The 13,431-nt window shown below is 62.9% G+C and carries 10 protein-coding genes; 2 read left to right on the forward strand and 8 right to left on the reverse strand.

Annotated elements, in window-relative coordinates; genetic code table 11:
• The 6 genes from dnaB to Q0K06_RS12505 all read right to left on the reverse strand — a co-directional run.
• A partial coding sequence (dnaB, locus tag Q0K06_RS12480; protein WP_294553078.1) for a replicative DNA helicase occupies positions 1 to 1,199 on the reverse strand: 1,199 nt, incomplete at its 3' end.
• Between the two features lie 75 nt (positions 1,200 to 1,274).
• Positions 1,275 to 1,721, reverse strand: a complete 447-nt coding sequence (rplI, locus tag Q0K06_RS12485; protein ID WP_294553080.1) for a 50S ribosomal protein L9 — start codon at positions 1,719 to 1,721, stop codon at positions 1,275 to 1,277.
• A gap of 37 nt (positions 1,722 to 1,758) precedes the next feature.
• A complete protein-coding gene (locus tag Q0K06_RS12490; protein ID WP_294553082.1) occupies positions 1,759 to 3,750 on the reverse strand; it encodes a DHH family phosphoesterase in 1,992 nt (663 codons plus the stop codon).
• Positions 3,751 to 3,919: 169 nt separating this feature from the next.
• Entirely contained in the window at positions 3,920 to 6,829 is a 2,910-nt protein-coding gene (locus tag Q0K06_RS12495; protein ID WP_294553084.1) for a glycoside hydrolase family 3 protein, read from the reverse strand.
• Between the two features lie 207 nt (positions 6,830 to 7,036).
• Positions 7,037 to 8,311 carry an ATP-binding protein gene (locus Q0K06_RS12500; protein WP_294553086.1) on the reverse strand — a complete coding sequence of 425 codons (1,275 nt, stop codon included), beginning with the start codon at positions 8,309 to 8,311 and terminating at the stop codon, positions 7,037 to 7,039.
• A complete protein-coding gene (locus Q0K06_RS12505) occupies positions 8,308 to 9,018 on the reverse strand; it encodes a LytTR family DNA-binding domain-containing protein (protein WP_294553088.1) in 711 nt (236 codons plus the stop codon). The genes Q0K06_RS12500 and Q0K06_RS12505 overlap by 4 nt, the downstream gene beginning before the upstream one ends.
• A 252-nt stretch (positions 9,019 to 9,270) precedes the next feature.
• Between Q0K06_RS12505 and Q0K06_RS12510 the strand changes: the two genes are divergently transcribed.
• Positions 9,271 to 10,335 (forward strand): branched-chain amino acid aminotransferase, encoded by a 1,065-nt coding sequence (locus Q0K06_RS12510; RefSeq protein WP_294553091.1) that lies wholly within the window; start codon positions 9,271 to 9,273, stop codon positions 10,333 to 10,335.
• Positions 10,336 to 10,876: 541 nt separating this feature from the next.
• On the opposite strand, the gene Q0K06_RS12515 is transcribed toward Q0K06_RS12510, so the two are convergent.
• Positions 10,877 to 11,917, reverse strand: a complete 1,041-nt coding sequence (locus Q0K06_RS12515; RefSeq protein WP_294553093.1) for a M42 family metallopeptidase — start codon at positions 11,915 to 11,917, stop codon at positions 10,877 to 10,879.
• Positions 11,918 to 11,999: 82 nt separating this feature from the next.
• Here Q0K06_RS12515 and ybaK point away from each other — a divergent pair, with 82 nt between their 5' ends.
• Positions 12,000 to 12,482, forward strand: coding sequence for a Cys-tRNA(Pro) deacylase (ybaK, locus tag Q0K06_RS12520; protein WP_294553095.1), 483 nt, complete (start codon positions 12,000 to 12,002; stop codon positions 12,480 to 12,482).
• Positions 12,483 to 12,554: 72 nt separating this feature from the next.
• Here ybaK and Q0K06_RS12525 read toward each other — a convergent pair whose 3' ends face one another.
• Positions 12,555 to 13,346, reverse strand: a complete 792-nt coding sequence (locus Q0K06_RS12525; RefSeq protein ID WP_294553097.1) for an SDR family oxidoreductase — start codon at positions 13,344 to 13,346, stop codon at positions 12,555 to 12,557.
• Between the last annotated feature and the right edge of the window lie 85 nt (positions 13,347 to 13,431).

Consider the following 13,431-nt stretch of genomic DNA (forward strand, 5'->3'; position numbering starts at 1 on the left):
TCCCGGTAGAGGAACATGACGATGTCGGCGTCCTGCTCGATGGCGCCCGACTCCCGCAGGTCGGAGAGCATGGGGCGCTTGTCGCTGCGGCTCTCGGGGCCGCGGGAGAGCTGGGACAGGCAGACCACCGGCACATTGAGCTCCTTGGCCATAATTTTCAGGGCCCGGGAGATGTCGGAGACAATCTGCTGCCGGTTCTCGCCGCTGCTGCGCTGGGGGCCTCCGGCGGAGGTCATCAGCTGGAGGTAGTCGATGACCACCAGCCCCAGGTTGTCCACCCGGCGGCACTTGGCGTTCATGTCGGCCACCGAGAGGGAGGGGTTGTCGTCAATGAGAATCTGGGTCCGGTTGAGAGCGGCCGAGGCGGCGGCAATTTTGGTCCAGTCCTCCTCGGTGAGACGGCCGGTGACCAGCTTCTTGTTGTCCACAAAGCTCTCGCCGGAGATAAGCCGCATGGCCAGCTGCTCCCGGCTCATCTCCAGGGAGAAAAAGACCACCGTCTTGCCCGAGAACTTGCCCGCGTGGAGCAGTATGTTGAGGGCGAAGGAGGTCTTGCCCATGCCGGGGCGGGCGGCCAGCAGGATAAGATCGGACTTGTTCAGGCCGGCGATGGCCCGGTCCACGTCGGGAAGGCCGGTGCTCAAGCCGGGCACCTCGCTGTCCTGGGCGGCCAGCTCGTTGAGCCGCTCGTACACGCTGAGAATGACTGTGGAGATGTGCTCCAGGCCCTGGGCGCCCCGGCCCTGGCGGATGGCGTAAATCCGCTGTTCCGCCACATCCAGCACCTCCCGGGCCGTGCCGGTGCCCTCCTGGATGAGAGCGGTCAGATCCCCCGCCGTCTCGGCGATGCGCCGCAGCAGGGACTTGTCCTTTACAATATCCACATACTCCTTCACGTTGGCCGCAGTGGGGGTGATCTCCATCAGCTGGAGCAGGTAGTTCCGGGAGGTGTTTTCGTCGTACACCCCGTTCTGCCGCATGTGGTCCAGCACGGTTACCGGGTCGATGGTGAGGGAGAAGTTAAACATGGAGTAGATGGTCTCGTAGATCTCCCGGTTCTGCCGCAGGTAGAAGTCCTCGCCCCGCAGCTCCTCCACCACCTCGGGCACGCAGCGTGAATCAATGAGCATAGAGCCCAGCACCGCCTGCTCGGCCTCCACCGAGTGGGGCATCTGCCGGGTCAGCAGCGCTTCATCCATATTCTCACCTCCTGGGTAAAAATCAAACGTTTTTCTGTCGTGGGAGAAAAGGCTTTCCGCAGGGAGAAGGTTTCCTTACTCCTCCACCACCATGACGCTGAGGGTGCCGGTGATCTCGTAGCCCAGCTTGACCTTGAGCTTGTAGCCGCCGAAGGCCTTGATGGGCTCCTCCTGGACGAGCTTGGTCTTGGCGATGTCCAGGCCGAACTGGGCCTTGAGGGCGTCGGAGATCTCCTTTGAGGTGACGGCGCCGAAGAGACGGCCACCGTTGCCGCCCTTGGCTGTCACCTTCACGGTGATGCCGGCGAGCTTCTCGGCGATGGCCTGGGCCTCGGCCTTCTCGGCGGCCTCCTGGGCCTTCCTGGCCTTCTCCTGCATCTTCATGGTGTTGATGTTCTCCGCCGTGGCGGGCACGGCCAGCTTCCGGGGCAGGAGGAAGTTGCGGGCGTAGCCGTCGCTGGCCTCAATCATCTGGCCCTTCTTGCCCTGGCCCTTGACGTCCTGCTGCAAAATAACCTTCATGTTATATCGTTCCTTTCTGAAAATAGGGTAAATTGTCTTATTCATCCTCAAAATATTGGTCAATGGCCCGGATGAGGTTCCTGGTAACCTGGTCCAGCGTCCCGGGTACCTGGGCGCCTGCGGTGGCGGCGTTGCCGCCGCCGCCCAGCTTCTCCAGCACCACCTGGACGTTGGTGTCACCCATGCTGCGGGCCGAGATGATAACCCGCTCCCCGTCTGGGAAGAGGACAAAGGACGCGTCGATGCCCGCGATGTTGAGCAGCTCGTCGGCGGCCTGGGCGGCGGTGACGCGGCCCACGGTGTGGTCCACCCGGGCCACGGCGATGTTGTTGCGGTACATCTTGGCGTTCTGGATGATGTCGTACTTGGCGATGGTACCCTCCAGGTCGTTCTGGAAGAGCTTCTTTACATCGCCGGTGTCTGCTCCCGCCCGGCGCAGGTAGGCCGCCGCCTCAAAGGTGCGGCCGCCGGTGCGCATGGTAAACTGCTTGGTGTCCAGCACAATGCCGGCCAGCAGGGCCTCCGCCTCGGCCCGCAGCAGGTCGGCGGGCTCCATGGCGTACTGGAGCAGCTCGGTGACCAGCTCGCTGGCAGAGGAGGCGTAGGGCTCGTGGAAATTGAGGGCGGCATTGGCGATATAGGTGGCCGCCCGTCGGTGGTGGTCGATGACCGCCACCTTGTTGCAGGACTCCAGCACCTCCTGGGCGGACACCTGCTCGGGCCGGTTGGTGTCCACCACCACCAGCAGGGCGTTGGCGTCGGCCATAATGAGGGCGTCCTGGGCGGAGAGAAAGGCGTCCCGGTACTCAGGCAGGGCGGCGAGCCGGTCAGCCATGCCGCTGGCCGGGTTCTGGCCGCTCTCCTTGATGATGTGGGCATTCACCCCCCGCTTGCGGCACAGGGCCATTACCCCCGCCGCCGCGCCCATGCAGTCCAGGTCGGGGTACTTGTGGCCCATGATAAACACCATGGACGCGGAGCTGATGAGCTCAGCCAGGGCGTTGGCCATGACCCGGCTCTTCACCTTGGTGCGCTTCTCGGTCTCCTTGGAGCGGCCGCCGTAGAACTCAAAGGTGAACTTGTTTTTCACCACAGCCTGGTCGCCGCCCCGGGACAGGGCCATGTCAATGGACAGGTTGGCGAACTGGAACAGCTCCTGGAGGCTGTCGGCATCCTTGCCGATGCCGATGGACAGGGTGGCGGGGATGCCGTTGGGGCTGGTGATGGCGTGGACCGCGTCCAGCACGGCGTACTTCCCGTCCTGATAGGCCTGAAGGTGGCGCTCCTCAAAGATGAAGAGGTAGTGGTCCCGGCTGTAGCGGCAGAAGATGCCGCCCACCGGGGCTGCCCACTCGTCCAGCTTGGCGTTGATCTCGCTGAGCAGGGCGGAGCTGGCGTTGTCCGACAGGCCCTTGAGGATCTCCTCGTAGTTGTCCAGCAGGAGGATGGCCACCACGGGCCGGGAGTCGTAGAACTCCTCCTTCACGTTGGAAAACTCGGTGACATCCACCCAGTAGGTGGTGGCCAGAAAGCTCTGGCGGCCCCGGTCGTCGGTGCGCACCAGATGGCCGTACACCAGAAACCGCCTGTCCCCAATCCGCACCTCGTCCGGGCACTGGCTCTTGCCCTCCATGAGCCAGCGGGAGTTAAAGTCGGGCACGGCGGCGGACAGCTTGGTGTCAAACAGGTGCTCCCGCTCGCCGGTGAGCTGAAGGAAGCGCTCGTTGGACCAGATGACCTCGTCGGTCTCCGGCTTGAAGATGACCATGGGCAGAGGGGCGTTGACCATGGTGTCCTTGGTGGCCACGTCGATGTTGCAGGTGACGTTGTCGATATACTTGAGGATCTCCCGGCGGCGCAGGTTGTTGGCCCGGCGGAAATAGCAGTAGAGCATGAGCACCACCACCGCCTCGGCGATCCCCAGGTAAAGGTTGAAGAAGGCGGAGGCCACGGTGAAGCACACCAGGGCGATGAAATAGAGCCGCAGGCTGGGCTCCAACAGATGGCTGAGCTTATTTTTCTTTTTCACGGCGTCCTCACCTCGGTACACAGCACATAATGAGAGAGATTATTATATCAAAAAAACCTTTTCAATACAAGTGCGGCGGGCCACATCGGCGGCCGGATTCCAATGCCGAAAGGGCAAAAACCGCCCCTGTGCCAGCTGGCACAGGGGCGGTAATCAGCGCGCGGAAAAATTACTGTTTGCCGGTCCGGACGGCGGTATTCTTGCGGCAGCGGCGGACGATGCACACCACGCCCACCAGAATCAGGGCGCCCACCACGCAGTCGAAGGCGATAAGCCAGGTCTGCCACAGGGGCAGGACGCTGACAATGCGGGTGTTCTCATCCACGCCGTTCATGGCGGCACTGTTGACGCCGGTGTAGAGAATGTTGTGGCACGCCTCACGGACGGCGGTCATAACGTGGGCGTTATCCTTGTAGGGCGTGATGTTCTCGTTGGCGGCGGAGGTGGAGAGCATCATGTCGTTGCCCGCCAGCACGGCCTGAAGGGCGGACTGGTAGACAGGGGTGCCCACATAGTCGGTGACGATGTGGCCGGTGAAGCCCCACTCATCCCGGAGCACATTGTTGTTCAGGGCCGAGCAGCCGGCGGCCCAGGTGGCGCCAATGCGGTTGTGGGAGGTCATGACCGCCTTGGCCCCGCCGGAGCGGACGGAGTTCTCAAAGGGCGCCAGATAGATTTCGCGGATGGCCTGCTCATTGGAGAAAGTGGCCACGCCCTTGCGGTTGGTCTCCTGGTCGTTGAGGGCGAAGTGCTTGATGTAGCAGAAGATACCCTTGCTCTGGACGCCCTGGACCTCGGCGGCGCCCATCTGTCCGGCCAGGAAGCCGTCCTCGGAGTAGTACTCGAAGTTGCGGCCGGTGTACGGGGTGCGGTGGGTGTTCATGGCGGGGGCGTACCAGCCGGTGACGCCGCCGTGAAGGCCGTCCTCGCCGATGAGGACGCCCAGCTCATGGATGAGAGGCAGGTTCCAGGTGGCGGCCATAACCACCTCGGCGGGATAGGCCATGCACTTGGTGCCGCCGCCCACCAGAGTGGCGGAGATGCCGGCAGGGCCGTCCTTATCCGTGGTGCCCAGGTAGGAGATAGAGTTGACCTGGGTGGTCTGGTAACCGCCCAGCGCCACCAGATCAATCATCTCCTCGGCGGTCATCTGGTCCAGCAGGTCGTCCCACATGGGGTCGTCGTGGTCCTTGCCGATGAGCATGGCGGCGGTGAGCCCGTTGTCCGCGCCCATGGTGGGCATGGTGTAGCCCTCCTCGCTGGTGTCGGGTCCGGCGCCCAGGTCGGCCTTCAGCTCCTCGGTGGCGGTGAGCTCCAGGGTCTGGGGGAAGGTGCCCTCCCAGTCGCTGCGGGTCAGATAGGTGACGTCGGGATAGTAGTACTGGATGTCGGCGTTGTCAAACTGGTTGGTGATGGCCACGCCGGTGCTGCTGGTGGCGTAGGTGGTGGTGTCCAGGGTGTTCTGGACCCACTTGGCGGTCTTGTCCGCGTCGCCGTTGCCGGTCATGCCGTCGGCGGTGGTGTAGCCCTTGGCGGAGAGAATGTTGTTCAGGGCCTCATGGGCGTTGTCGCCCTCGGCGAAGTAGTAGTCGCCGGCGTCCAGAATATAGGTCTTGGCGCCGTCGGCGTCGTAGGTACGCAGCTCCTCCTTGTTCACCTCAATGGTGACGGTCTCAGTCTCGCCGGGGGCCAGTTCACCGGTCTTGGCAAAGCCGCACAGCTCCACGGAGGCCTTCTCAATGCCGTTGGTCTTGTCATACTCGGTGTAGGGGGACTGGAAGTAAATCTGGACCACGTCCTTGCCGGCCGCGGAGCCGGTGTTGGTCACGTCCACGGTGATGGTAAAGGTATCGCCGTTGGGGGTGAAGGTAAAGTTGCTGTGGTCAAAGGTGGTATAGCTCAGGCCGTAGCCGAAGGGGAACTGGACGGTGGAGGCGTAGTCGTAGTCCCCGGCGTTGCCGGCGCCCATGACGGCGTCCTCATACCGGGTCTCGTAGTACCGGTAGCCCACATAGATGCCCTCCTGGTACACCACGTAGTTCTTGCCGGTGTACTGGGTCATGACGCCGAAGTAGCTCTCGGACAGGTTGTCCAGCTCGGAGCCGTTGGTGTACTCCAGACCGCCGAAATTCTGCATGGCGGGGGAGCTGAGGGAGTCGTAGGCGTAGGTGTCCACCAGGCGGCCGGAGGGGTTGATGTCGCCCTTGACGGCGGCGGCCACGGCGCTCAGGCCGCTCTGGCCGGCGGCGCCCATCCAGATGCAGGCGTCAATGCCGTACTCGGCCTGGTCCAGGAAGCCCAGCTCCATGGCGTTGCAGGAGTTGATGAGCACCACAATCTTGTCAAAGCCGGCGCCGGCCACCATCTCCAGCATTTCCTTCTCCTGAGTGGTCAGCTCCAGATAGGTGCCGCCGCCCTCGCTCTCGTCCAGCTGGCGGGACAGGTCGTCGCCCTCGCCGCCGGAGCGGGCGATGACTACGATGGCCGCGTCGCTGTACTGGGCGAAGGAGTCCTTCACCTCCTGGGTGTACTCGCTGACCGGGCACTCATTGATGGAAAAGTTATTCTGGCTGGCAAAGATGCTGGGGTTGGAACGGGAGTAGGTCTCGTGGTTGCCCTTGTAGAAGTCCCACAGGGTGCCGTTGACCTCATAGCCCACGTCCTCAAAGACGGTCTTCAGGTCCTTGGCAGTGGAGGTGTCCACACTGCCGGAGCCGGTGCCGCCGTAGATAAGGTCCACAGAGGACTCGGAGAAGAGGCTCACCTTCATCCCGTCGCCCAGGGGCAGGGCGCCGTTCTCGTTCTTCAGCAGTACCAGGCCCTCGCCCTCCACGGTCTGGCACATCTCAAGGCCGGCCTGGTACAGGTCCTCGTCGGAGCTGTAATCGCTCTCGTAATAGACGGCGGAGTCGTTGCCGTTCTCCACCTTGCTGGTGGTGTGGCCGAAGTAGGTGGTAATGATGGTAGAGTAGTTCAGCGCCACGGCGTTGGCAATGATCAGCGCCACAAGGACAATGGCCAGCACAGCGCCCCACACGCCGGCGAAGAGCTTGTTGCTCCATTTCTTTCGCTTTTGCATTGTATTCCATTCCTCCTTGAAGGGAAACACAGGGGCGGGGCGCGCCTTCCCCGCTCCTCATGTTTTTTCGGTTTGTGCCCGGACACAGCTGATGTTTCACAGTATATCAGCTCTTTTCAGAACGTCCAGAGGCCTGGCCCCAACTGTCGCTTTTTCTGCCTCAACTGCAAAAAATCCCCCTCCCGGCATCGGGGAGGGGGGATGGGTTCAGGGGAGCGGGATGGACACGCGGAGGACAAAGAGGCCGTCCTCCGTGTGGAGGGTCATGCAGCCGCCGTACTTCTCGGCGGTGGAGCGGATGCTGGACAGGCCGAAGCCGTGGTATCCGTCCCGCGCCTTGGTGGTGGCGGGCAGGCCGTCCTCGAAAGACAGGGCGTGGTCAAAGTAGTTCTCAAACTGAAGGAGGAGCAGTCCCCGGCCCGTCCACACCGACACGGCGATAAGCCGCTGCTCCGGGTCGGGCAGTCTGCTGACCGCCTCAATGGCGTTGTCGATGGCGTTGCCCAGCATGGCATACACGTCCACCGGGTCCATAAAGCCCAGCTTGCTGCCGTCGGCCACGCAGGTCATGTTGATTTGGTGGGTCTCACAGTAGAGCTTCTTCTCGGTGAGGACCGTGTCCAGCACTTCGCTGCCCGTCTTGACGGTGCAGTCGTAAATCTGAATGGAGTCCTCCAGCTCCCTCAGGTAGCCGCTCCGCTCTCCGCCCATCTCCGGCCGGGCCAGGGCGGCAATCTGGTGCTTGAGGTCGTGGCATTTCCGGTTGATCAGGGCGATGTTCTCCTTGGTGATGTTGTACTGGGCCTTTTGCTGGTGCCAGAGCCGCTCCTTCAGCGCCATCTCCTGCTGAAGGCGGGACTGCCTCTGGAGCAGCACCTGGAGCCACAGGGCGGCAAAGCAGCAGAGCATGGCGTAGAGAAAGCAGATGTACAGGTCGTCCACCGCCGTGCCCGCCACAATGCGGGAGGTGACATAGTTGCTCAGCAGGATGGTGCAGGTGAGGATGAGCAGCAGAGAGAACAGGGACTGTCTGGCCCCGGCGTTGTACCGCCCCTTCTCGGGGAGCCGCCGGGCGATCAGGAAGTAGAACGCCAGGTATATCAGCGAGAACGTGACCGCCTTGGCGGGGTAGTACCACCGGGCCAGCCCGCCCGCCAGATAATTGATCCAGGTGTGGCAGCAGAAGGCGAAGTGCTGGGTGGCGTAGCCGCACACGGCGCAGTACAGGGCGTCCCAGGGGGACAGGTCGCAGCAGCCCCACACCAGCACGGCGGCGGCAGAGAATTCCAGCAGGTAGCGCAGCAGGGACCGGGGAATGAAGCTGGCAAAGGCCAGCATCAGCAGAATGCCCGCCGCCAGGCGGAGGGGAAAGCAGGGCCGCTTGTTGAGGGGGAGCATATACAGCACGCAGGCCACCGACAGCTCCAGGGCAAAGCCCAGATAGTTGACCGCCCAGTCCCACAGTATAGAGAGCGCGCTCATATGCCGCCACCTCCCAGATAGTCGGTCAGGGCCTGGAGGAACTCTTTTTTCCTGGGGCGGCTGATGAGCAGCTGCTCGCCGCCCACGTCCACCGTGTTCTGCCGCACCTGCCGGACATGGCGCAGGTTGACCAGGTAGCACTTGTTGCAGCGGACAAAGTGCCGCTCCTCCAGCTGCGCCTCCATGTCCCGCAGGGTGCCGGGCACGGCCAGCACCTCGTCCAGGGTGTGGAGGTAGAGCTTGTGGGACACCACCTCCACATATTTAATCTCGTCGGCGTTCATCCGCCGCAGGCCGCCCGCCATGTGGAGCACCACGTCGGAGCCCGCCCGGCGGCGGATCATGGCCAGGGCTTTCTTCAGCTTAAATGCAAAGGCCGCGTAGCTCACCGGCTTGAGCACATAGTCCAGCGCGTCCACCTGGTAGCCCTTGATGGCGTACTGGGCCATGTTGGTGATAAAAATGATGACCACCTCCGGGTCGGAGGAACGAATCTTCTCCGCCGCCGACATGCCGTCCAGATTGGGCATCTCAATGTCCAGCAGCAGCAGGTCGTAAACCGGGCGGTACCCCTCGGTCAGGGCCAGCCCGTCGGAGAAGGTAGTTACCTCGGCCTCCACTCCGTTCTCCCGCCGGTACCGGTCCAGGTACTCCTCCAGCGTGGCCTGATAAGCGGGATCGTCCTCCGCAATGGCGATGCGTACCATAATATTCCTCCCGTCCTGCCCCCGCAGAGGGCCGGCTCCTTGAATCTTTATGTGGGTATATTTTATCATATTGCCCTGCTTTTTTCCACTGTGTCCCCTTTTCACCCGGAAATTGTATCTCACGTTACATTCTTCCCCCGCCTGCCGTGCCATAATAGTACAAACAGCCCGGGTGTCCGTTTCTCTTGCGGCCATCCCGTCCGACTGCTATACTATGTGGGTATCCCATATTTACGTAAGGAGGCCGTCTCCATGCATGAATTTCCCATCACCCGGGCCGCCCAGCTCAAGCCCAAGCCCGACCCGAAAACGCTGTCCTTCGGCAAGGTCTTTACCGACTATATGTTCCTGATGAACTATAACCCCGAGCAGGGCTGGCACGACGGGCGCATTGTCCCCTACGCCCCCATCGCCCTGGAGCCCTCCGCCATGGTGTTCCACTACGCCCAGGAGGTCTTTGAGGGCATGAAGGCCTACCGCAACCCTGAGGGCGGCGTGCAGCTGTTCCGGCCCATGGACAACGTCCGCCGGATGAACGACTCCTGCGAGCGTCTGTGCATCCCCAAGCTGCCTGAGGACCTGGCCCTGGACGGCATTAAGGCCCTGGTGACGCTGGAGGCCGACTGGGTGCCCAGCGAGCCGGGCACCTCTCTGTATATCCGCCCCTTCATCATCGCCACCGACGCCAGCCTGGGTGTCCACGCCTCCCACACCTACCTGTTCTGCATCATCTGCTGCCCTGTGGGCGCCTACTACGCCGAGGGCATCAACCCGGTGCGCATCTATGTGGAGAGCGAGGATGTCCGCGCCGTCCGGGGCGGCACCGGCTACACCAAGTGCGGCGGCAACTACGCCGCCTCCATCCGGGCCGGCGAGCGGGCTGAGGGCCAGGGCTACGCCCAGGTCCTGTGGCTGGACGGCGTTCACCGGAAGTATATCGAGGAAGTGGGCTCCATGAACGTCATGTTCAAGGTAAACGGCGAGATTATCACCCCCGAGCTCACCGGCTCCGTGCTGCCCGGCATCACCCGCCGCTCCTGCCTGGAGCTGCTGCGGGACTGGGGCTACCCCGTTCAGGAGCGGCTCATTACCGCCCAGGAGCTCTTCGACGCCGCCGCTGACGGCAAGCTGGAGGAGGCCTGGGGCACCGGCACCGCCGCGGTGGTCTCCCCCATTGGCGAGATGGGCTGGGAGGACAAGCACACCGTGGTCAACGGCGGTAAAATCGGCCCTGTTACCCAGAAGCTGTACGACACCCTCACCGGCATCCAGTGGGGCACCCTCCCCGACCCCCACGGCTGGGTGGTCAAGCTCTAAGCCTGACAATCGGATAAAAAACCCCCGCGGACAGCATTGTCCGCGGGGGTTTTTGTCATAATTGAGCGCAAAATAAGGGTAGAGCGGGTCTGTCCCTCTCTTTTAGGAAAGCAAAATCACTTTACATCCAGATACAGCAGACACAGCGCCATGGTATTCTTCATACCCTCCCAGTGGGTCCGCGCCCCAGCGGGCTCTCGCCCGCCGGGGTACCCCCTCATTTTTTATCTGCTCGGGCGGAGTCAATCCGCCCGGCATCAGGATTTTGCCTCCGGCAAAATGCCTGGACGCGCCAAGGGCGCGAGGTCGCGCACCCACCGGGCGCTTACTTTGCCTCCAGATACAGCCAGATACAGCAGACACAGCGCCATGGTATTCTTCATACCCTCCCAGTGGGTGCGTGCCCCAGCGGGCTCACGCCCGCCGGGGACCCCTCCATTTTATCTGCTCGGGCGGAGTGAATCCGCCCGGCATCAGGATTTTGCCTCCGGCAAAATGCCTGGACGCGCCAGTGGCGCGGGGTCGCGCACCTGCCGGCCCTTTACTCCGCCTCCAAATAGAGCAGGCACAGAGCCATGGTGTTCTTCAACCCCTCCCAGTGGGTGCGCTCCATGCCGTGGGAGGCGTGGACGCCGGGGCCGACGAGGGCCGCCCGCACGTCGGCGCCTGCCCGCCAGGCCACGGTGGCGTCCGAGCTGTAGTGGGGGTAGATGTCCACGGCGTAGTCCAGGCCGTTCTCCTGCGCCAGGTTGACCAGCCGGGTGGTCAGCTGATAGTCGTAGGGTCCGCCGCTGTCCTTGGCGCAGATGGACACCTGGTACTCGGTGCAGGTCAGGTCCAGGCCCACGCAGCCCATGTCCACGATGAGCAGTTCGTCCAGGTCACGGGGTACGGTGGCGCCGCCGTGCCCCACCTCCTCATGGACGGAGAAAATGAGCCGGGTGTCGTACCGGGGCTTCAGGTCCTTGTCGCGGAGCACCTGCATCAGGGTGAGCAGGCAGGCGGCGGAGCCCTTGTCGTCGATAAAGCGGGACTTGAGGAAGCCGCTGGGCGTTACCACGGTCTTGGGTTCAAAGCAGACATAGTCCCCAGGGCGGATGCCCAGGGCCTCCACGTCCTCCCTGGACTTGACCACCTCGTCAATGCGCACAGCCATGTTGTCCTCGTCCCTGGCCCGGGTGGAGGCGTCGTCATAGACGTGGACGGCGGGGGAGAGGGAGAGAACGGTGCCGGTGTATCGGCGGCCGTCCCGGGTGTAGACGGTGCAGTACTCCCCGTCCAGAGTAGGGAGAATGGGGCCGCCCACCCGGGTGATCTTCAGCTGGCCGTCGGCGGTGATGGACCGGACCATGAGCCCCAGGGTGTCCACATGGGAACAGAGCGCCGTCTTTTTTCCACTTTCCCGGCCCGGAATGTGGACAATCACATTTCCCTTGTTGGTCGTCTCGGTCTCATAGCCCAGCCGGGCGGCAAAGCCGGACAGGAAGGCGGCCGCGGCCTGGGTGAAGCCGCTGGGACTGTCGATGCCCAGCAGCTCCTGGGCGTTTTTCATCAACTGACTCTGGTACATGGAAATATCCATTGAAATCAGCTCCTCTGCTGTGATATTCTTACCTGTACAGCATAGCGTTAAGACGCGGAAATTGCAAGTGAGGCGACGTTCCATGGCAGAAGAAAAGACCAATGTAATGCGTATCCTGGACCAGAAAAAAATCCCCTACACCCCCCATACCTACCCCTACTCCGGCGGCGCAGTGGACGGCCCCCATGTGGCGCAGCTCATCGGCGTGGAGCCGGAGCGGGCCTTCAAGACCCTGGTGACCCGGGGCGCCAGCAGGCAGAACTATGTGTTTGTGGTGCCGGTGATGAAGTCTCTGGACCTGAAGGCGGCGGCCAAGTCGGTGGGGGAGAAGGCCATTGAGATGATCCACCAGGCCGAGCTGCTGCCCCTGACCGGCTATGTCCACGGCGGCTGCTCCCCGGTAGGCATGAAGAAGCAGTTCAAGACTGTCATTGACGACAGCGCCCAGGGCCTGGAGGCCATGGTGGTCAGCGCGGGGAAGATCGGCTTCCAGGTGGAGCTCTCCCCGGCGGATCTGGCGTCTCTGACCCGGGCCCGCTTCGCGCCGGTGAGCCGGACGGAATGACCGGCGGCCTCCGCCGCATTTTCCCCAGGGCGCAGGAGACGCCTTTCCCCCAGCAAAGCAAGCGGACGGCGCTCAGTAGGCGCTCCACCCGCCGTCCACGGTGAGGGTGGCGCCGTTGATGAAGGTGGCCGCGTCGCAGGAGAGGAACACGGCGGCGGCGGCAATCTCAAAGGGATCCCCCAGCCGGTCCATCAGACCCATACCGTTCTGGGTGCGCTTGATGCCCCGCTCGCTGGGCTTGGCAAAGCCCAGGCCGATGTTGGTCTGGATTCCGCCGGGGCAGATGGCGTTGCAGCGGATGCCCACATCGCCGTACATAAAGGCAATGTTTTTCGTCATGCCCACCACAGCGAATTTGGAGGCAGTGTAGGCCAGGCCGGCCCGGCCGCCGCACAGGCCGCCCAGGGAGGCGGTGTTGAGGATCACGCCGCCCTGGCCCCGCTCCAGATAGTACCGCACCGCCTTGCGGCAGGCATACATCACGCCGGTGGCGTTGATGTCCATTACCCTCTTCCACTTGTCGTCGCTGAGCTCGTCGATAGGGAGCATGCCGTCCATGACGCCGGCGTTGTTGAAGAGGATATCCATCTTTCCGCACTCGCGCACGGCAAAGTCGATCATGGCCTCCACCTCTCCGCTGTCCGCCACGTTGACCTTAAAGGGCTTGATGCGATCCCTGAATTCCGCGTACTCCGTCTGGAGGGCTGCGACGCTGTCATAGTTCAGGTCGGCGGCCACGCAGACGGCCCCCTCCCGCAGGAAGAGGGAGACGGACGCCTTGCCGATGCCCGACCCGGCGCCGGTGATAACGGCCACTTTTCCCTCCAGGCTTCTCTTCTTGGCGTAGCATTCTCCGGTTTTCATGCTGCATGCTCCTTGTATTATAGAGTAGTAGTGATTAGAGCCCCTCTCCAAGGGCTGTGTGCTACACTGTAAGGGATGCTGTGGA

Origin of the sequence: uncultured Pseudoflavonifractor sp. (assembly GCF_944387805.1) — a bacterium.
Taxonomy (GTDB): domain Bacteria; phylum Bacillota; class Clostridia; order Oscillospirales; family Oscillospiraceae; genus Pseudoflavonifractor.